This is a genomic window from Candidatus Pelagibacter sp. FZCC0015 (assembly GCF_007833635.1).
Lineage (GTDB): Bacteria > Pseudomonadota > Alphaproteobacteria > Pelagibacterales > Pelagibacteraceae > Pelagibacter.
Window position 1 is genome coordinate 42104 of record NZ_CP031125.1, and the last position, 20238, is coordinate 62341.

Annotated in this window: 23 protein-coding genes; 13 read left to right on the forward strand and 10 right to left on the reverse strand. The window is 31.2% G+C overall.

What is annotated here, in order from left to right:
* Positions 1-5: 5 nt before the first annotated feature.
* Entirely contained in the window at positions 6-1010 is a 1005-nt protein-coding gene (locus DT059_RS00230) for an Ldh family oxidoreductase (protein WP_145595764.1), read from the forward strand.
* On the opposite strand, the gene DT059_RS00235 is transcribed toward DT059_RS00230, so the two are convergent.
* The gene (locus DT059_RS00235) at positions 999-1196 is read right to left on the reverse strand and encodes a hypothetical protein (RefSeq protein WP_145595765.1); all 198 of its coding nucleotides are present in this window, start codon (positions 1194-1196) and stop codon (positions 999-1001) included. The genes DT059_RS00230 and DT059_RS00235 overlap by 12 nt on opposite strands.
* Before the next feature lie 100 nt (positions 1197-1296).
* On the opposite strand from DT059_RS00235, the gene DT059_RS00240 reads away from it, so the two are divergent.
* Positions 1297-2259, forward strand: coding sequence for an Lrp/AsnC family transcriptional regulator (locus DT059_RS00240; RefSeq protein WP_145595767.1), 963 nt, complete (start codon positions 1297-1299; stop codon positions 2257-2259).
* Here the strand turns inward: DT059_RS00240 and DT059_RS00245 are convergent.
* Entirely contained in the window at positions 2252-3103 is an 852-nt protein-coding gene (locus DT059_RS00245; RefSeq protein WP_145595769.1) for a bile acid:sodium symporter family protein, read from the reverse strand. The two genes, DT059_RS00240 and DT059_RS00245, sit on opposite strands and share 8 nt — an antisense overlap.
* 156 nt (positions 3104-3259) lie before the next feature.
* Between DT059_RS00245 and DT059_RS00250 the strand changes: the two genes are divergently transcribed.
* The 5 genes from DT059_RS00250 (at position 3260) to hisD (ending at position 9842) form a co-directional block, all read left to right on the forward strand.
* Complete coding sequence (locus tag DT059_RS00250; RefSeq protein ID WP_145595771.1) at positions 3260-4297, forward strand: ABC transporter substrate-binding protein; 1038 nt, start codon at positions 3260-3262, stop codon at positions 4295-4297.
* Between the two features lie 12 nt (positions 4298-4309).
* Positions 4310-6508, forward strand: a complete 2199-nt coding sequence (locus DT059_RS00255; RefSeq protein ID WP_072091074.1) for an ABC transporter permease — start codon at positions 4310-4312, stop codon at positions 6506-6508.
* Positions 6508-7563: an ABC transporter ATP-binding protein gene (locus DT059_RS00260; protein WP_145595773.1), complete on the forward strand. Its 1056-nt coding sequence runs from the start codon at positions 6508-6510 to the stop codon at positions 7561-7563. Before DT059_RS00255 ends, DT059_RS00260 begins: the two co-directional genes overlap by 1 nt.
* Positions 7564-7568: 5 nt before the next feature.
* Positions 7569-8480, forward strand: a complete 912-nt coding sequence (locus DT059_RS00265; RefSeq protein WP_145595775.1) for a bifunctional enoyl-CoA hydratase/phosphate acetyltransferase — start codon at positions 7569-7571, stop codon at positions 8478-8480.
* Between the two features lie 75 nt (positions 8481-8555).
* Entirely contained in the window at positions 8556-9842 is a 1287-nt protein-coding gene (hisD, locus tag DT059_RS00270) for a histidinol dehydrogenase (RefSeq protein ID WP_145595776.1), read from the forward strand.
* Between the two features lie 2 nt (positions 9843-9844).
* On the opposite strand, the gene DT059_RS00275 is transcribed toward hisD, so the two are convergent.
* Entirely contained in the window at positions 9845-10819 is a 975-nt protein-coding gene (locus DT059_RS00275) for an asparaginase (RefSeq protein WP_145595778.1), read from the reverse strand.
* A gap of 49 nt (positions 10820-10868) precedes the next feature.
* Between DT059_RS00275 and DT059_RS00280 the strand changes: the two genes are divergently transcribed.
* On the forward strand, positions 10869-11060 hold the full coding sequence (locus DT059_RS00280) for a hypothetical protein (protein WP_023854066.1): 192 nt from the start codon (positions 10869-10871) through the stop codon (positions 11058-11060).
* Positions 11061-11078: 18 nt separating this feature from the next.
* A complete protein-coding gene (locus DT059_RS00285; protein WP_145595780.1) occupies positions 11079-11834 on the forward strand; it encodes an alpha/beta fold hydrolase in 756 nt (251 codons plus the stop codon).
* Here the strand turns inward: DT059_RS00285 and DT059_RS00290 are convergent.
* The 6 genes from DT059_RS00290 to DT059_RS00315 all read right to left on the reverse strand — a co-directional run bounded on the left by DT059_RS00290 (position 11831) and on the right by DT059_RS00315 (position 17067).
* Positions 11831-12445: a LysE/ArgO family amino acid transporter gene (locus tag DT059_RS00290; protein ID WP_145595782.1), complete on the reverse strand. Its 615-nt coding sequence runs from the start codon at positions 12443-12445 to the stop codon at positions 11831-11833. The genes DT059_RS00285 and DT059_RS00290 overlap by 4 nt on opposite strands.
* A gap of 16 nt (positions 12446-12461) precedes the next feature.
* Complete coding sequence (locus DT059_RS00295) at positions 12462-12887, reverse strand: SprT-like domain-containing protein (RefSeq protein WP_145595784.1); 426 nt, start codon at positions 12885-12887, stop codon at positions 12462-12464.
* An 81-nt stretch (positions 12888-12968) separates the two neighbouring features.
* Positions 12969-14474 (reverse strand): ABC transporter permease, encoded by a 1506-nt coding sequence (locus DT059_RS00300; RefSeq protein ID WP_145595786.1) that lies wholly within the window; start codon positions 14472-14474, stop codon positions 12969-12971.
* On the reverse strand, positions 14464-15525 hold the full coding sequence (locus DT059_RS00305) for a quaternary amine ABC transporter ATP-binding protein (RefSeq protein WP_145595788.1): 1062 nt from the start codon (positions 15523-15525) through the stop codon (positions 14464-14466). The genes DT059_RS00300 and DT059_RS00305 overlap by 11 nt, the downstream gene beginning before the upstream one ends.
* A gap of 68 nt (positions 15526-15593) precedes the next feature.
* A complete protein-coding gene (locus DT059_RS00310) occupies positions 15594-16556 on the reverse strand; it encodes an ABC transporter substrate-binding protein (protein ID WP_145595790.1) in 963 nt (320 codons plus the stop codon).
* 100 nt (positions 16557-16656) lie between these two features.
* Complete coding sequence (locus tag DT059_RS00315) at positions 16657-17067, reverse strand: VOC family protein (RefSeq protein WP_145595791.1); 411 nt, start codon at positions 17065-17067, stop codon at positions 16657-16659.
* An 84-nt stretch (positions 17068-17151) separates the two neighbouring features.
* Between DT059_RS00315 and epsC the strand changes: the two genes are divergently transcribed.
* Together epsC and DT059_RS00325 are read left to right on the forward strand one after the other, a co-directional pair.
* On the forward strand, positions 17152-17736 hold the full coding sequence (gene epsC / locus DT059_RS00320; RefSeq protein ID WP_145595793.1) for a serine O-acetyltransferase EpsC: 585 nt from the start codon (positions 17152-17154) through the stop codon (positions 17734-17736).
* The gene (locus DT059_RS00325) at positions 17729-18730 is read left to right on the forward strand and encodes a cysteine synthase A (protein WP_145595795.1); all 1002 of its coding nucleotides are present in this window, start codon (positions 17729-17731) and stop codon (positions 18728-18730) included. Before epsC ends, DT059_RS00325 begins: the two co-directional genes overlap by 8 nt.
* Here the strand turns inward: DT059_RS00325 and DT059_RS00330 are convergent.
* Positions 18727-19143: a hypothetical protein gene (locus DT059_RS00330; RefSeq protein ID WP_145595797.1), complete on the reverse strand. Its 417-nt coding sequence runs from the start codon at positions 19141-19143 to the stop codon at positions 18727-18729. The genes DT059_RS00325 and DT059_RS00330 overlap by 4 nt on opposite strands.
* Positions 19144-19307: 164 nt before the next feature.
* On the opposite strand from DT059_RS00330, the gene DT059_RS00335 reads away from it, so the two are divergent.
* Entirely contained in the window at positions 19308-19736 is a 429-nt protein-coding gene (locus tag DT059_RS00335) for a hypothetical protein (protein ID WP_145595800.1), read from the forward strand.
* 12 nt (positions 19737-19748) lie between these two features.
* Entirely contained in the window at positions 19749-20231 is a 483-nt protein-coding gene (locus DT059_RS00340; RefSeq protein ID WP_145595802.1) for a hypothetical protein, read from the forward strand.
* Positions 20232-20238: the final 7 nt, after the last annotated feature.

The window sequence follows — 20238 nt, forward strand, 5'->3', positions numbered from 1 at the left end:
ATGAAATGAAGACCCCAATATTAAAAAAACAAGTCATTAAAATATTCCAAAAATTTGGTCTAAGTAAAGATCATGCTTTAATTTCTACTGATGCATTAATTAATGCAGAATTAGTTGGTGCATATGGTCATGGTTTATCTAGACTTAAGATGTACTGTGATCGAATTTCTAAAAAAGTAATAAATCCAAAACCAAAAATTAAAATTAAAAAAATTTCTTCTTCTATTTCTCACATTGATGCAAATAATAGTATTGGTTTTGTTGCTGCTGATTTAGGAATTAAAACTGCAATTAAACATGCACAAAAAACAGGAATAGGAATGGTAGCAGTTAAAAATAGTGGTCACTATGGTTTATCAGGTTATTACGCAGAACAAGCAGTAAAAAAAAATTTAATTACAATGATATATACAAATGCTCCACCTGCGGTTGCTCCACATGGTGCATTAAAAACTTTATTTGGGACAAATCCAATTTGTTTTGGATCCCCTACTGGTTCTAAAGTTCCTTTTATTTTAGATACTTCAATCTCAATGATTAATAGGGGAAAAATAAGAGTTGCAGCAAGAAACGATCAATCGATTCCTGCAGGAGTTGCTTTAGATAAATTTGGTAAACCAACTACAGATGCGAAAAAAGCATTAGCAGGAGTTCAATTACCAATTGCAGGTTTTAGAGGTTCAGGGCTTGCTTGGATGGTAGATATATTAAGTGGAGTTTTAACTGGAGGAAATCATGCGGGAAGAGTTAAAGATCCATTTGATGATTTTTCAGGTCCACAAAATATTGGACATTTATTTATAACTTTTAAAGCAAATTTATTTCAAAAAAATTATAACCAACGAATGAAAGATAATATTAAAACAATAAAAAAACTTCCTAAGATAAAAGGTGTTAAGGAAATAATGTATCCAGGACAAAATAAATATGCCCGGTATAAAAATAACTCAAAAAAAGAAATTTCTATACCGGATATAATAAAGAAAGATTTGGAAACCTTAATAAGTTAACATCGTTAGAGCACCCAAAGAAACGATAACAGATGATAAAATTATTGTTCGTTTGACTTTTTCCTTCTTCTTTTCTTCTAGAAGTCTTTGCTTTAGAACATCCACGTTAACCCTTTTTGGAGCTTCAACATATTGAGAGGGGGTCTCTACAATCTCGGATGTTCTATTTAAGCTTTCAGTACTCATTAATGAAATTAATCATAGAAAATAACATTAATGAATAGATGTATTGTCCAAAATGGGTTGACACTATAAAATATTTTGTCCATATTGGGTTTTCTTAAATATGAAGTCTTTACCCAGTATAACAAGTAAGATTAATGAGAATTTAATCCATAAAACAATCACGGATAATTTTGCCGCATTGGCGCCCGCTTATTATACCTTAGCCAGCAATTGGTTTGTTAGAGCATACAATCACTTCAAAGACATAGATAAGTTTGTAATAATTATATATTTGATTAATCAGGATCTTATTTTTTTTAGACAAAATGCAATTAAAGTAGACTATGAGACGTTTTACAAAGATAAAGCAATCGAAATTGATAAAATTAATATTTCAGATATTTCCAAAGATCTAAAATTACCAAAAGAAAGTGTTAGACGAAAAGTTTTAGAGTTAGAAAATCAAGGTATTATAAAAAGAACTGGAAAAAAATTATTTATTGTTAGAGACACACTATATGCAGCAAAAGCAACTGATACTCTAACAGAAATAGCAACTATACTACATCAATTCAATAGAATATTAAAAAAAGAAAAATTAGTTCAAGAGGTTTACTCTATAAAAGAGATTATCAACTCAATGAAAGAAAATTTTTCTTTTTGCTGGTATCAATTTAATAAATTTTGGTTTACCTATCTTAATCGATGGAGATCTGAGGTTAAAGATTTAGAAACTTTAGGCATTGGTTTAGTTGTGGTAATCAATGCAGTGAAAAATAAAGATTTTTCTCCAAATCAAAAATTAAGTTCATATAGCAAAGAGGTTATGGGCTCAGATACAAGAGGCGTGAATGCTATGTCTATTTCTGAAATAACAGGCATTCCAAGACCTACCGTTGTAAGAAAATTAAAATTTTTAATAGATAAAAAGTTTCTTTACATAAATGAAAAAAAATTAATTTCATTTCATGCTAAAGATAATGCTTTTCTTAAAACTAATGAAATAGTCAATAAAAATGTGATTGACTTAAGTAACTTTGTTTTTAGAGTTTTTAACCAAATAAGAATAATAAACTCTAATTAGCTTTTCTTAAAATATAAATAAAAATAAATCCAGTTATATACATGATTAGTGCATAAGCACCTGTAGGAATAGCGTACAATATATCCGTACCAAATATTTGTGTAGAAACAAACAATGCTAAAGTTCCATTTTGTAATCCACATTCTAAAGCAATGCACCTCATTTGTTTAACACCCGAAGTAAAAGCTTTTGCAATGTAATATGCAATAACCATCATTGAAATATTTAAGATTAAAGCAATTAAACCTGCTTGTTTTATAAAGCTAATAAAATTTTCTCTTTCTTCATAAAACGCTGCAACAAAAAAAACGGCAAACAAAACTATGTTGAGTTTATTAAATATTTCAACTTTAGAAGATATGAAATTTTCAGCAAATTTTCTGATGATCATTCCTAATATTACAGGTACCGTTACAACAAAAAACATTTTTAAAGCTATTCCTGTCATTGAAATATTTCGAGAAACTTCTGTTATCCCTAACATATCTGCAGATGTAAAAATTATTAAAGGAACTGTAATTATGCTTAATAAACTAATTACGGCAGTTAAAGAAATTGATAATGCAACATCACCATCAGCAAATTTTGTCATTACATTAGAGGTTACACCCCCTGGTGCTGCAGCTATGATCATAACCCCTATTGCTATTTCAGGCGGTGTTTTTAAAATTAAAATTAATATATATGCTACAATTGGAAGAATTATTAATTGAGAAATAAAACCAACAATAAAATCTTTTGGTGTTTTGAATACTCTTCCAAAATCTTCTAGTTTTAATCCTAGGCCTAAGCCTAACATGATCAGAGCCAATATGATTGGCGCTATCTTAGTTACAATCTCCAATGACTTCCCCCTCTAGAACAAAATTTATACAATTTTTAGGAGTTTGATAAGTAAAATAAATTTTAAACCTAGAAGTGAATTTGACAATAAAACAGTAACAATTTTTAATAAAACATATTAACTTTTAGTACAATATAACTTTAGAGAGAGGAAATAATGAAAAATCTAATCAAGATAGCATCTATTGTCCTTCTTTTTTCAATAACATTGTTTGGTCTTACAAACAAAGCTTCTGCAGCAAAATTAACTTTATATTGCAGTGTAGAAATTGATGTTTGTGAAATGCTTGAACAAGCTTATGAAAAAGAAACAGGCACAAAAGTTGCAATGACAAGAGCAAGTAGTGGTGAAACTTTTGCTAAAATTAAAGCAGAAGCGTCTAATCCAAAAGGTGATGTTTGGTTTGGTGGAACAGGTGATCCACACTTAACAGCTGCTCAGGAAAATTTAACTGAAAAATATAAATCAAAACATTTTGATGATTTATTACCAGCAGCACAAAACCAAGCAAAAAATGCTGACTATAAATCTGTAGGGATTTATGTTGGTGCACTAGGTTTTGGATATAATAAAGATCTTTTGGCTAAAAAAGGTCTTCCAGCTCCAAAATCATGGATGGACTTAACAAAACCTATTTATAAAGGTGAAATCCAAGTAGCAAATCCTAATTCATCTGGAACTGCTTACACAACTTTAGCTACAATTCTTCAAATTTTTGGAGAAGACAAAGGTTGGGATTACATGAAAAAACTTCATGCAAATATCAATACATATACAAAATCTGGTTCTGCTCCAATTAAAGCGACTGGAAGAGGTGAAAACTTAATTGGTATTTGTTTCCAACACGATGGTGTTAAACAAACTAAAAAAGGTTTACCTGTTGTAACGGTATCTCCTGCTGAGGGAACTGGTTATGAGGTTGGATCAATGAGTATTATTGCTGGTGCAAGAAATATGAAGGAAGCTAAAAAGTTTTATGACTGGGCATTAAGTCCTGAAATACAAACTATGGTTTTCACTTCAGGAAAATCTTTGCAAGTACCATCAAATACTAAAGCAAAAGCTGATCCTGACGCTCCAGATTTATCTACAATTAACTTGATTGATTACAATTTTAAAGTTTATGGAGATAAAGCTACTAGAGCGAGCCTGTTATCTAAGTGGGATAACGATGTATCTGTAATTCCTAGATAATTTTAGGAATTAATGAGAGGACTCGTTATCTGTTGGATGCTCATAGGAGGATTGGGCTTCCTAATCTTTCCATGGTATGTAACAGGTGACGGGTTTTTCTCAATAAACTGGATATTAGAATATTCTTTAGAAGATTACGGTTCTGTATTACCTCAAGTATTTATAAATAAAAAATATTGGCTTTTACCAATATTACTTCCTTTAATTTTTCCTTTAGCAACATTAAAATTAAATCAGAACAATCCTCTGTATTCCAAAATTTTCTTATACTCAGGAATAATTGGATTTATTTATTTTTTTCTCCAAGGATTTTCTATTGGTATCCGAGGATGGAATTTTGAAATCTTACAATCAATTTTTGGTGATGTGGAAAATCAGTATGGTGTTGGCTCAGGTGCAGTTTTAACTTGTTGTACATTTGTATTTTATATCACTCATGGTCTTTCAGCACGCGGTTGGCTCAATGGAGATAATTTTATAGTTGGAAGTATAGGTAGTATTATAATTTTAGTTTCAACTTTTGTATTTTTTCCTATATTTAGAATGTTTACTGTTGCATTTAAAGGAACCGAGGGTGGTTATGAAATAAGTAATTTTTCAGACAAAATTTTTAATAAAGGAATTTGGGGACTTGATTGTCTTTATAGCGATTATGCTTGTGGTGTTTTTTGGAATACCATTACTATGGGTACGCTTACTGCCTTTTCATCTACTATTTTAGGTTTAGGGTTTGCTCTTTTAATAGCAAGAACAAGCTTTAAATTTAAAAGAACAATTAGAATATTATCGGTATTACCAATAATTACCCCACCATTTGTAATTGGATTAGCGATAATAATTTTATTTGGAAGAACTGGTGTTGTTAGTTCGTTTCTTGAATGGGGATTTGATATTGAGCCCTCTAGATGGATTTACGGTTTACCTGGAATATGGTTTGCCCAAACACTTGCTTTTACCCCTATTGCATTTTTAGTTTTAATTGGTGTTGTTGAAAGTGTCAGCCCATCTATGGAAGAAGCATCTCAAACCTTGAGGGCTTCTAAATGGCAAGTTTTTAAAACAGTTACTTTACCATTAATGAGACCAGGAATAGCAAATGCGTTTCTACTTGGTTTCATAGAAAGTTTAGCAGACTTTGGTAATCCATTGGTGCTTGGAGCAGAATACGATGTATTGTCTACTGAAATATTTTTTGCAATTGTTGGTGCACAGTACGATGAAACTAAAGCAGCAATATTAGCTATGATTTTATTATCTGTTGTTCTAGTAGTATTTTATTTGCAAAACCAATGGTTGGGAAAAAAATCCTATATTTCAATTTCAGGTAAAGGAGATAGTGGTGTTCATCCTGAACTTCCAAATAAAACAAAATGGGTAATTTATTCAACCGTACTTCCATGGGCTTTATTGACATTTATAATTTATGTAATGATTATGTTCGGAGGATTTGTAGAAATGTGGGGTGTTGATCATAGCTTTACATTAAGACATTATATTGAAGCTTTTAGTGTAGATTGGGTAAAAGAAAGAGGTTTCTTATGGACAGGAACTGCTTGGAACTCCTTTAACACTACATTTACTATAGCTTTAATTTCCTCTTTACCAACTGCTGCAATTGGAATTTTAACTGCCTACCTGTTAACAAGACATAAATTTAAAGGAAAAAATGCTTTTGAATTTGGAACAATGTTAAGTTTTGCAATACCAGGTAGTGTAATTGGTGTAAGTTATGTTTTTGCATTTAATGTTCCTCCTCTTGAATTGACTGGAACTGGAATAATTTTAGTAATTGCATTTGTGTTTAGAAATATGCCAGTTGGAGTTAGAGCAGGAATAGCTGCTATGAACCAGCTTGATCCACACTTAGATGAAGCTTCATCAACTTTAAACGCTTCTAGCGCCCAAACATTTAGAAATATAATACTTCCTTTGCTTAAGCCTGCAATTACAGCATCTTTAGTTTTTAGTTTTGTAAGAGCTATGACTGCAATTAGTGCTGTTATCTTCTTGGTAAGTGCAAATTATGACTTAGCTGTTTCATACATCCTTGGTAGATTAGAAAATAATGACTATGGCCTTGCAATAGTGTATTCATCTGCATTAATTGTGGTAATGCTAATTACAATTACTTTAATGCAATTAATAATAGGAAAACGTAAATTAGGAAGAAGAGATCAAGCAGCTGGAATTTTACAAGGAAATTTAGGATAATGAAAAAAGCAGAAGTAAAGTTTGAAAATATAACAAAAAAATTTAACGAAACCACAGCCGTAGATAATGTTAGTTGTAAGTTTGAAGCAGGAACTTTAACGACTTTGCTTGGTCCATCTGGTTGTGGAAAAACTACTTCACTAAGAATTATTGCAGGTCTAGAAAGAGCTACCAGTGGAAAAATATTAGTCGATGATGAAGATGTAACATTATTGCCTGCAACTGACAGGGATGTTTCAATGGTATTTCAATCTTATGCGTTGTTCCCACATATGAGTGTTCTTGAAAATGTTTCATATGGTTTGAAAATGATCAATGTGGATAAGGAAGAATATATTCAAAAATCATTAGAAACTCTAAAATTAGTAAATTTAGAGGGATATGAAAATAGAATGCCATCAGAACTATCTGGCGGACAGCAGCAAAGGGTTGCGGTTGCAAGAGCGATTGTGTTGGAACCAAAAGTACTGCTTTTCGATGAACCTCTTTCTAACTTAGATGCAAAATTAAGAAGACAAGTAAGAGAAGATATAAGAGAAATTCAACAAAAATTAGGAGTTACAACTATTTATGTAACCCATGACCAAGAAGAGGCTTTAGCTATTTCTGATAAAGTTATTGTGATGAATAATGCAGTCATCGCCCAAGAAGGTAGTCCAAAAGATCTTTATAATTTTCCAAAAAATAAATTTGTTGCAAACTTTATTGGTGATGCAAATGTAGTAAAAGCTGAAATCTTAAATAAACAATCTAACTCTTATGATTTAAAAATAGCTGAAATGAATATTAAAGTTCAAAATGATAAAGATTTTGAAAAAACTGTTTCTATAGCACTTAGACCTGAAAAGATTTCAATTAATAAGGATAAAAAAGAAAATTCTATTCATGCAACTGTAAATAATGCTTCATTTGTGGGAAGTAGCTATCAATACATATTAAATTCAAATGCTGGGAAACTGTTTGTAATTTCTGGAGAAACAAATGACATATTTAAAGTTGGAGAAGAAGTCTTTTTAAGTATAAATGACCAAGAAGTAAAAATTCTTAACGATTAAATTGTATGCTATCAAGTAAAGAAATTATATGCCCAAATAACCTTCTGGATTTAGCTCATAAAAAAAAAGGTGTTAAAGTTGCTGTTGTAAATGCAGGAAAACCTTTACCAATGTTATCCATTCAAGATGCGGTAAATGAAAATCTAATTGAACCTATTTTTATTGGTCATGAAGTTGAAATACAAAAATGTGCGGAAGATATTAAATGGGATATTTCTAAATACAAACTTATTCATGAACCTGTAGAGAACGATACCGCTAAAATTGCTGCTAAACTTGCAAGTGAAGAAAAGGTTAAAATAATTGTTAAAGGACACATTCATACAGATGTTCTTATGAAAGAGGTTTTAAAACGTGAATATAATTTGTTGGGCAAAACAAGACTAAGTCATATTTGGCATATGAGTATTGGCAAAGATGATAAACCTCTAATAATCACTGATGGAGCATTAAATGTTTTACCAAATGTAAAAACTAAAATGCATATATTGAAAAATGTAATAAATTTTTCACACAGAATAGGAATTGAAAGACCCAAAGTATCTGTATTATCTGCAACAGAAGAAGTTTTAGAGAGTGTTCCAAGCTCAATTGAAGCTGCAGAAATAACAAAATTAGCCAAAGAAGAAAATTTGAATGCAGATGTTTTTGGTCCATTAGCATTTGACAATAGTATTTCAAAAAAATCCGCTGCAATTAAAGGAATTAAAAATTTGGTTGCTGGTGAGGCGGATGTGTTGTTAGTACCAAGTGTAGAAACTGGAAATGCTTTGGTAAAAATGCTTATCTATTTTAGCGGAGCATGTGCCGCAGGAGTTGTTGTTGGTGGAAAAGTGCCAGTTGTGATCACGAGTAGATCTGACGAAGCTCAAGCGCGATTAGCTTCTATTGCAGCTGCAGTTGTTGCATTAGATTAGTTCTAAATTAAGTAAACTTATTGAATTCATCTCTTTTATACTTTATTAAAGAGGCTCAAAAAAAAGGAAGCGATAATGGCAATACAATATTTAAAAAAATCACCAAAAACATCTTCAACAGATGATACCAAAACAAGAGAAATAGTTGAAAATATTTTAAAAGATATTGAAAAAACTAAAGAGGAAGGTTGTAAAGAGCTTTCAAAAAAATTTGATAAATTTGAGGGTGATGTAATTGTTTCCAAAGAAAAAATTGAAGAGATAAAGAAAAGTTTAGATCAAAAAACTAAAGACGATGTTCAGTTTTCTCACGAGAGAGTTAGAAAATTTGCTGAAGCTCAATTGAAAAATTATGGACAAGATTTTGAAGTTGAACTTTCTGAAGGTTTATACGCTGGTCAAAAATTAATTCCAGTAAATACTGCTGGATGTTATGTTCCTGCAGGTAGATACGCTCATATTGCTTCTGCTGTGATGAGTGTAACAACTGCAAAAGTTGCTGGTGTTAAAAATATTATTGTATGTAGCTCTCCAAAACCAGGTGTTGGGGTTCATCCTACTATTGTTTACACAGCTGACCTTTGTGGTGCTGATGTAATAATGAACTTAGGAGGAGTACAAGCAATAGCAGCAATGACTAATGGTTTATTTGGAAATGCGCCTGCTGACATTTTGGTAGGTCCAGGTAATCAATTTGTAGCTGAAGCTAAAAGAATTTTATTTGGTAAAGTTGGAATAGATTTATTTGCTGGTCCAACTGAAATTGCAATAATCGCTGATGAGACTGCTGATCCAGAAATAGTAGCCGTAGATTTAGTTGGTCAAGCTGAACATGGGTATAATTCACCTGCTTGGCTGTATACAACAAGTAAAGAGCTGGCAGAAAAAGTAATGAAAAGAGTTCCAGAATTAATTGCTGAATTACCAGAGCTACCAAGAACAAATGCTGAGGCAGCTTGGAGAGATTATGGTGAAGTAGTGTTATGTGATACTGATGAAGAGATGGCTACTATTAGTGATGAGTATGCACCAGAGCACTTAGAAGTCCAAACAAAGAATTTAGATTGGTTCCATAATAGATTAAAAAATTATGGTTCTTTATTTGTTGGCGAAGAAACAACTGTAGCTTATGGAGATAAATGCTCAGGAACAAATCATATTTTACCTACAAAAGGAGCTGGAAGATATACGGGTGGCTTATTTGTAGGGAAATTTATTAAAACACTAAGTTTCCAAAGAATGACTAAAGAATCTACTGAATTAGTTGGCGCTGCAGCTGCAAGACTTTCAAGATATGAAGGTATGGAAGCTCACGCAAGAACTGGGGATGTTAGATTAAAAAAATACGGTTATTCAAATTAATTTTATCCAACCCAATTTATATCTCCTATAGTTTCACCAATTGAATTAGCTATAGATTTATTTAAAAATAATTCTAATTTGGTTTTATCAATTATATTTAATTCTGAAATCATTCCAGCTATCGCTGTAGATGAGGCTCTTGGATTTCCATCTAAAATTTTTACTACAACTGACATTTTTTGATCAGGAATAATGGCTACAAAAACTCCCTCTGCTCCATTTTTAAAGAAAACTTTTTTATCCAAAAGTTTTGTTAGTTTTGAATTCTCACTTTCTTTTCCGCCAGCGTAATCAGGTTGATTTACACAAGAATTATAAATTTTGTTGGCAACTTGACCTAGATTACCGAGTTTTTTAAAATCAGAAAAACTAGCCATTAGGTATCCAAAATTATTCAAAGGCATCAGTGGATTAGGAAGTGTGCATCCATCAACGCCTATTTGATCTAATTTATTTTCACTTAAATTTTCTATTAAATTAAATAATTCTTTTTGAATTAAGTGATCTTTAGAATTATACTTTTCAATATCTAAACCCCTTTCAATCGCTACAGCTAGATGTGCACAGTGTTTACCTGAACAGTTATGAAAAATTTTTCTTTTTTTTTTATATTTACCAAAAGCTTTGAATTTATTATCCAACATCCATGGCCAATCTTCCCCACAAGCAAGTTTGCTTTCATTAATATCTAATTTTTTTAACCAATCTTCGATTAATTCTTGATGTATGTCCTCTGCAAAATGTGAAGATGTAGAAAAAGCAATCTGCTTTTCTGAAAGATTTTCTTTTTCAATATGTCCATCTTTAAATAAATTTAATGACTGGATTGGCTTTAAAGAAGATCTTGGATAAATTAATTGTGAGCTATCACCCCACTCTTTTAAAATTTTTCCATCAGAATTAACTATAGCACCAACACCATAATGTTCACTCTCAATTGAACCACTTCTGGTAACAGTTACTAATTTTTTTAACATTTTAATTTATTAACATTTTTGTTAATATTATATAAGAGGAGAATTAATCATGGCAACTTACGAGTGTTCTAAATGCGGAATGTCAGTCAATGCAACATGTGGAAAATGTGATAAGCCTTTAGTGGACGACATGCTTAAATTAGATGATGGAAGTGAAGTGCAAATATCTAAATGTCCAGACGATCATGGTAAAATAAAATCACCACTATGTTGTGGACAAGATATGTCTTGTGCTGTCTAAATAAAGAATAAAAAATAAATGAATGATATCTTTGTGGATGATCTTGGAGAAGGTCATGCATTTATTTTTGTACATGGTTTTCTTGGTTCTTCTGAAATGTGGTCTTTGCAAAAAGATTATTTCAAATCAAAATATAGAATAGTTTCTCCAGCCTTACCTGGTTTTGGTGAAAGTCATAAAGCTCCTTCATTAAATTCAATTAATGATATGGCTAAATTCGTTCTAGAAGTAATAGAAGAAAAGAAAATAAATAAGTTTCATTTAATTGGACATTCCATGGGTGGAATGATTGTTCAAGAAATAGCAAAAATAGCAGGTGATAAAATTGAAAAACTGATTTGTTTTGCAACAAGCTCGATTGGGGAAATACCAGGTAGATTTGAAACTATGGACGAGTCTATCAGAAGATTAAAAGAGGAAGGCATCGATGAATTAAAATCTAGAATTCCTCCAAAGTGGTTTGTTAAAGGTAATAAAGATAAAAATTATTTCTTTTGTGAAAACGCTGTAACAAATATTTCAGAGGAAACAGCATCAAATGCGCTTCATGCAATGAAACAATGGAATGGATTTGAAAATCTTAAAAATATTAAAAATCAAACATTAATTGTTTGGGGAGATAAAGATACTGCATATAATCTTGAGCAAGTAGAAACATTGAATACAAACATACCTAACAGCGAACTTAAAATTATTAACGGATGTAGTCATAATGCTCATTTAGAAGAGCCAGATAAAATTAATCAAATAATTGATAAGTTTTTGTCTAATTAAATTGAATTTATAACTTCTTTAAGAACATATAAACTTATCGCTGTCATAATTGTAATAATTATCCAATTTATTATTTTCCACATTTTCTGATCATTTAAATGCTTGGAAAAATAATTTGAAGCATATCCAATTGAAAAAAAGAATAATAAAGATGCTATGGAAGCTCCAATACCAAACATAATTTTTTGAGATAAAATAAAATTTTTTGAAAAATTTCCTAAAAAGAAGACTGTGTCTGAATAAACATGAGGATTTAAATAAGTAAAACCAAGAGTTTTCAAAAATATTTTTAAAGCAGAAATACTATTAGTTTGTTCATTTAAATTTATGTTTTCGTTTCTTGATTTAATTTTTGAATAAATAAAATGAATTAAAAATAATAATAATAAAATATTAAATATTAGTTCAATTAATGAGTTAAAATACTGACTAAAATAATGAAATAAAAATATTCCTATAAAAATTAGTAAACAATCTGATATTGTGCAAACTATGCAGACAAGAAATACATGTTGATTTTTTAAACCTTGCTCAATCACAAAAATATTTTGAGCACCAATTGCTAAAATTAAACTAAGTCCAGTGATAAAACCTAATATTAAAAATTCCATTAGGATTTATTATTCTTTAATAGCTGAGTTGTAAATTTAATCTTTTAAATTTTGCTTTATAGCTAAAGAAAAGCTTGTTGTGGTTACCAGTATCTTTCATGATTGTTTGTTGCCATAAATGAACCATTTCATGAGCAAGTGTGTTCAAAAATTCTGATTTATTTTTATATTTTGGCATCATTTCAAGGACAAAAAAAGTTGTACCTTTTCTATATGATTGGTACTCAACGCATTGTCCTGATCCTCTTATTATTCTTTTAATTTTAATATCGTTAAAGGGATTAAGCTTATTTTTAAATAAAGATTTATTAAAAATTTTAAAATATTTCTTTATTTCTTTAAATGTGGTTTTAAATTTTTTATCAGAATCTTTTATTTCTTTTAATATTCTTTTTTTAACTCTGATATTATATTCGTCTTTTAACTTTTGTTTTTTTTTCATGTAATGAGTATTAATTTAATCCTAAAATAGGATGGACGGTATTTAAGGGTAAATTAAAAAAAAGCAACTTAAATTTAAAACTTAAACTCTTTTTTTGCCTTGAACTACCCTGTCTAAGATTAAGGCTACAAACAATATCGCAACCCCAGCAAGAATACCTTGTCCAACATTGGCGTATTGTAATGCTTCAAGAACGTCCTGACCTAACCCTTTTGCACCAATAAGAGAGGCAACTACTACCATTGCTAAACTTAACATTACTGTTTGGTTTACACCTGCCAATATAGAAGGTGTTGCTAGTGGTAAATCTACTTTTCTTAATAGATACCATTTAGATGCACCATAAGCTATCGCAGCTTCTCTAATTGTTTCTGGCACACCTCTCAATCCTAAAACAGTTAATCTAACTACAGGGGTTCCTCCAAAAATCATTGTAATAATTACTGCAGCAACTTTTCCTGTTCCAAAGAATGCGATAACTGGAATCATAAATACAAAAGCTGGCATAGTTTGCATAAAATCCATTATTGGTCTAATCATTGAATAAAACCTTTGACGTCTTGCACAGAAAATTCCAAGCGGAATTCCAATTACAATACTTAGTACAGCAGCTGTTCCAAGAAGAGCCAAGGTAGTCATTGCTTTTACCCAAAAGCCTAAAAATCCCATGTAACATAAAAATCCTGCTGAATAAATTGCAGCTCTTGGGCCTGCAGCTAAACCTGTTAAAGTTACTATAGTTGTAATGATCACTATCCACGGAGTTTTTACAAATAGTAATTCTAAGAAATCTAATACTGATCTAATTCCAATAGTGATTGCTGTAAATAAAGCATCTCCTTTTAAAACAGCATAATCAAAAATAGTTTCCACCCATTTAATTGAAGTAAGTCTTATGTCTGGATGAGTTGGAAAATCATCCATTATAGTGATAACACCAGGAAAACTATAATGCACAACTGAGAAAAACATAATCACTGCTGCAAAAATTGTACTTGAGATGAAGTTCTTGGTTTGCATTCCTGGTCTTATTGTTTTATCTGATAACCACTCTGAATATCTTTTTTCTAAAATAGAATTAGCTAAAATCCCTTGAACTATTTTAATTGAAATTAATAAAGCAATACCAAAAATTGTAATCCAAATTGCAGATGCTTCAATTCTTGCGACTTCATCAATATATCCCTGCATTGCATCTTCTAAGGATTTAATGTTACGTTTATAAACATCGACTTTATCTGGATTGTTAGTAATAGCTGCTTCTAACTGTTTGTTTCTAAATGCAATTGTAGATTCAACCTGTTTAATTTTTTCAACAGCATCTTTAGTAATATTTCCAAATAAACCTCTAATAATTTGAACAACCGAGAATGTTTCAATGATTAAAAAAGCTAATGCCCAATTCCATATATTTCTCATTCCAAACCAAATTGGACCTAGAATTCCTGCATATAAGTTAAATGAAAAAGAAAAAGTTGGTTTGCTTCCAATTTTTTGGAACTCTTTAATGTAATATTCTGGATTTGATTTAACAAAGTCAGTAATAAGTTCTGATCTAGTAGGATTATTTATTTGCTTATTCTCCATCACCACCCTCTATCACTGCTTTTAAAAGATCTGATTGTGTAATAACTCCAATATTTTTTTGCTCATTATTTTTAACAACTAATGGCTTATCTTTCGATTTTGAGACTTCAATTAATTTACTTAATAATTCATGCTCATCTACACTTTGTAAATTTTCTTCCAGTTTACCATTTAAATTTTCATAACTTTCAACTGTTTGCATTATTGTTTTTGCCTGTACAACTTTAAGTCTTGAAATTCCTTTAACAAAATCTGCAACATATTCATCAGCTGGATTAACTACAATTTCTTCAGGGGTACCAATTTGAATTACCTTTCCGTCTCTCATAATAGCAATTCTATGCCCTACTCTTACCGCCTCATCTAAATCATGAGTTATAAAAACTGTTGTCTTTTTCATCTGTTTTGAAAGTTTGATAAATTCTGATTGTAGCTGTCTTCTAATTAATGGGTCTAATGCACTAAATGGCTCATCCATTAAAAGAAACTCTGGATCTGCAGCTAATGCTCTTGCAAGCCCTACTCTTTGCTGCATACCTCCTGATAATTCATGAGCAAATTTATTCCCCCAACCTTGTAGTTCAACTATTTCTAAAATTTTATTAGCTGCATCTAAACGATCATTTTTACTTACACCTCTAATTTCAAGAGGCATTGCTATATTATCTACAACAGATCTATGAGGCATTAGAGCAAAGTTTTGAAAAACCATGCCTATTTTTTTATTTCTTAATTCTTGTAAATGATCACGATCAAGCTGCATTACATCTTGACCGTTTATCAAAATCTTTCCTGATGTAGGTTCTAAAAGTCTGTTTATATGTCTAACTAATGTAGATTTTCCACTACCAGATAAACCCATCACACAAAATATTTCTCCTTGATTAACGTCAAATGAAACATCCGATACACCAATCACTGAGTTATATTCTTCTAAAGCTTCTGTTTTTGAAATTCCTTTATTTTGAATTGCATCTAATGCTTCGGGTGAAGTATTACCAAATACTTTCCAAACATTTTCAATTTTTATTGCTGAACTCGATGAATCCATATTCGTTTTTTATTATAGGAAAATATACTCGGCAATCTTAAATTGCCGAGTATAAAATTTAATTTAGATTATAATCCTAACCAACCGTCTACAGTTGATTTATTTGCTTCCATCCAAGCTCTAGCAACAGCAGCTGGATCTTTCTTCTCAACTGAAACTGCATAAGCCATTGCAGAAACATCATCAGCTGTTAATTGAAAATTCTTGAAGAATTCTACAATCGCTGGTGATTGACTCTCTAAAGAAGTAGCCCAACCTATTTGGATTTGCTTAAGCGCATCTTTAGATGCAACATAAGATTTCTTATACCAGTCAGCATCTGCTTTAGGTTGAATCATTTTATATTTTGCAGGATCATATTTTGGTTCTGTTAACATCACTACGTCAGCCATTCCCCAAATTGCATGAGGTTTGTAACAATAGAATGCATAACCTTCACCTTTTTTGATTGAGTCTAGTACTCTTGCATTTTTAACTGCTTCAGCAGCTCTAACTGCTTCGATACCAGCATCATATAAACCATAGTCTCTTAACTTAACTTGGTTTACATTTGCAGAAGCCCAACCATCAGCACCAATCCAAAACTCACCTTTTCCATTGCCATCACTATCCATAGCTTTAACAACTTCTGGTCTTGCTAAGTCTTCAATTGCTGTAATGTTCATTTTTTTAGCAAACTGTTGAGAAACACAGTAACCTTGGTTTCCTTCATAAGGTTTGCTGCTTAATTTTAAAGTTCCTTTTGGAACTAAATCATTTGTATAAGCTTCTTGGTTTGGTAACCAAATATCAGGGTGAACATCAATCTCACCTTTTCCTCTATCAATCGCTGCATAAATTGCAGTATTGTTTCCAGGAACAAGTTCTGCTTCACCACCCATTTTATCTATAACTACTGCTGCTAATAAATTAGCAATAGCAGTTGCACCTGTCCAACCTGGATCTCCAATTTTAACTTTTTCTGCGTTAGCAGAGAACATTGTTAAAATAGAAATTAATCCAGCTACAAGTGTAGTTTTGATTATTCTCATTATCTCTCCTTATTATTTATAAATAAATTCTAACGCGGATTGAGATAACGAGTCAAAGAAAATAAAGTTATAAAATGTAACTATAATAACTAAATATAATTTATTCTGGGTTTGATGTAAGCGTCTTTATTTCAAGGATATTTTCGTTAGGGTCTTTGACAAAAAATGTTTCTTGCTCATACTTAGTGCCCTTAAATCTTAGATAAGGTTCATCATAATATTTTGTACCACTATCTTTCAGTCTTTGTTTAAGTGCATCAAAATCTTTTCTTGATAAGTGAACCCCAAAGTGAGGGACAGACACGTTACCCATATCAACGTCGTGTCTTTCATTGTCCAGTTTATGATCACTTTTATGAAGCGTTAGTTCATTGCCCCAAAAATCTACATCGGCCCATTCCTGAGCAGAGTTATCTAACCTACATCCTAAAGTTTCACTATAAAACTTTTTAGCTACCTCTAAATCACCACAAGGAATAGCTAAATGAAAACAATTAGTATTCTTATACATTTCAACCCTCTTTAAATTGCGTATTTAATCACTATATAAAGCATGTAATTTTTTTTATCAACCGCGACAAATTTTTAAGGAAATATGAGTGATTTTTTACAATCAATAATTGATAGAGACCCAGCTGCTAAGTCAAAACTAAGTTTAGTTTTAACTTATCCCGGTGTCAAAGCAGTATTCTTTCATAGACTAGCAAACTTTTTTAGTACTGCTAAATTTCATTTGATTGCAAGAATCATTTCTCAATTCTCAAGATTCTTAACAGGTATTGAAATTCATCCAAATGCAAAAATTGGAAAAAATTTATTTATAGATCATGGAATGGGAGTAGTGATTGGAGAAACATCTGAGATTGGTGATAACGTAACTATTTATCACATGGTTACATTAGGTGGTATTGCTCCAAGTATAAATTCCAATGATCAACGTAATACTAAAAGACATCCTACAATAAAAGAGGATGTGGTAATTGGTTCAGGTGCACAAGTGTTAGGACCAGTAGTAGTTGGTAGAGGTGCAAGAATTGGAGCTAATGCAGTAATCACTAAAGATGTTGAGGAAAATGCTGTGATGGTTGGAATTCCAGCAAGAAGAGTTGGAATAGCTGATAGCGAATTTAAACCTTATGGTATTACACCTGACAGTGATAAAAAATCAGATAATGAATAATACACAAAACGATTTTATTTCAGGAATAGGAAATACCCCATTAATCAAACTAAGAGCTGCTTCAGAGATTACTGGATGTAACATTTATGGGAAAGCAGAATTTTTAAATCCAGGAGGATCAGTTAAAGATAGAGCTGCGCTTGCATTAATTAAAGATGCTCAAGAAAAAAAATTAATTGCTAAAGGTGGAACAGTTGTTGAAGGAACAGCTGGAAACACTGGAATTGGTTTAGGTCTATTAGGAAATTCCTTAGGTTATAAAACAATCATTGTAATGAATGACAATCAAACTCAAGAAAAAAAAGATTTACTTAGAAATCTTGGTGCTGAATTAAGATTAGTGCCACCTAAACCTTATAAAGATGATAACAATTTTGTTAAAGTGGCAGCGAGACTTGCAGATGAATTAAGACCAACAAATAATAACGGTGTCATTTGGGCTAACCAGTTTGATAATACCGCAAATGCCAAAGGTCATTACGAAGGGACAGGACAAGAAATTTGGGAACAAACTGAGGGTAAAGTTGATGGCTTTGTATGTTCTTCTGGAACTGGAGGAACAATTTCTGGTGTAAGTAATGCTCTTAAAGAAAAAAACAAAGATATAAAAATTTACTTATCTGATCCAAAGGGATCAGCTCTTTATAATTACATTAAAAATGGTGAACTAAAGTCAGAAGGAGGATCAATTACTGAAGGAATTGGTTCAAGCAGAGTAACAGCTAACTTTGGCGAGGCTAAGATTGATGATGCCTATTCAATAGATGATCATGAGGCACTACCTATACTTTATGATTTAATTCAAAATGAAGGCCTAAGCTTAGGTACTAGTTGTGGAATAAATATTGCTGGAGCAATAAGAATGGGCAAAGAATTAGGACCCGGTAAAACTATAGTAACCATTCTTTGTGACAGAAGCGATAAATATGCAACTAAAATGTTTAATAAAAAATTCTTAGAAGAAAAAGGTCTACCAGTACCTAATTGGTTTTAGATATAAATTTTATCTGCTAGTCCGTAACAAAGTATTGCACTCAATAAAGTTAAAATACCTGGTGCAATAATTCCTTCATTAGATGTTTGAGGTGTGTGACCCAATTTATTTATTTTAATATTATAAATACCAACCACAAAAGCTGAAAGATTTTGTAAAAATACTAAATTAAAAAATGCCCATGTTCCTTGAAGACCATCAGGTCTAATAAAACCAACCCATATTGCCATTGCAACAGCACCTATAAACAAAGAACCAAAAAATCTGGTCATTCCAGCACCAGTATCATCAATACCGAACTTATCTAAAAATTTCTTTGTAGCGAAAACGGTTTGATATGCATAAACAGCAAAAACAATAAAATGTACTAAAAATATAATTAAATAAAAAATTCCATTAAATTTTTCGATCATGATAAAACCCTATCAAATTTTATCATCAAATAAAACAACATAATCAGCAATTTTTGTGCTCCTTAATTGCATAACTGACGCGCGTTATAAACGCGAGAGACTTTTTCATGAATATGTAACAGTTTTCTATTACTTATAATTAATAATTTAAAAAGAAAGATAAAATGAAAAAAATAATAATAATTTTGATGCTTAGTTTATTTACTACAATTGCTAACGCTGACGGCCATGCAAAAGCAAATGCATTTGCTATTACTTTAAAAGTTCCAGCGAGTGATGTTGCTAAAGTAGAAGAAATGTTGAAAACTCACCACAAATGGATGAAAGAAACTCATCCAATGACAGGTGAAAAAAAATTAAATTCATATTCAATTCTCAAAGGACCTGAATGGAATAATCCTGCGGATCCTTCACAAGGTATGACTGGAAATATGTATTTTATTTTAACTGAGTATTATGAAAATCCTGCTGGTTTTCAAAATCACCAAGAACTTGGAAGTAAATGGCCAATGATACAAGAATTTCAACAAATGCTATTTACTTACGTTGTTGGATATACTTTTCCTGGAACAACTGTTGCTACGATAGAGTAAAAGGAGAAAATTATGAGAAATATATTAATCACTTTAATTATAAGTTTATTTTCAACTGCTTCTTTAGCCGACAATCATAGTGGAAAAATAGATCTTAAAGGATTTTTTGTTGGGGACGCTAAAGCAATTTTTGACGAAAAAGGTAATCCAATGACTTTTGTTTATGATGGTTTGGTTGGAATGATGGCGTTTGGTGGAACATCATTTGGAGATAACTCATCTCATTATTGCGTAGGAGCAGGAACAATTCCAGGCAAAGGAGTGGAAATGGGTCATTGTATAATTAAGTTTATTAATGGCGATACTGCAATTACTTATTATGAAATTAAGTTGGGTTACTCTATGGAAGGTACGTTTAAATGTATCAGTGGTACTGGAAGATATGAAGGTATCGAGTGTAGTGGAACAACTGGCTATACACAAATGAAAACAGCTCTTGAAGGAAAAGTTCACTCAACAAATTATTTAAAGGGAACTTACACTTTAAAAAAATAGGTAATAT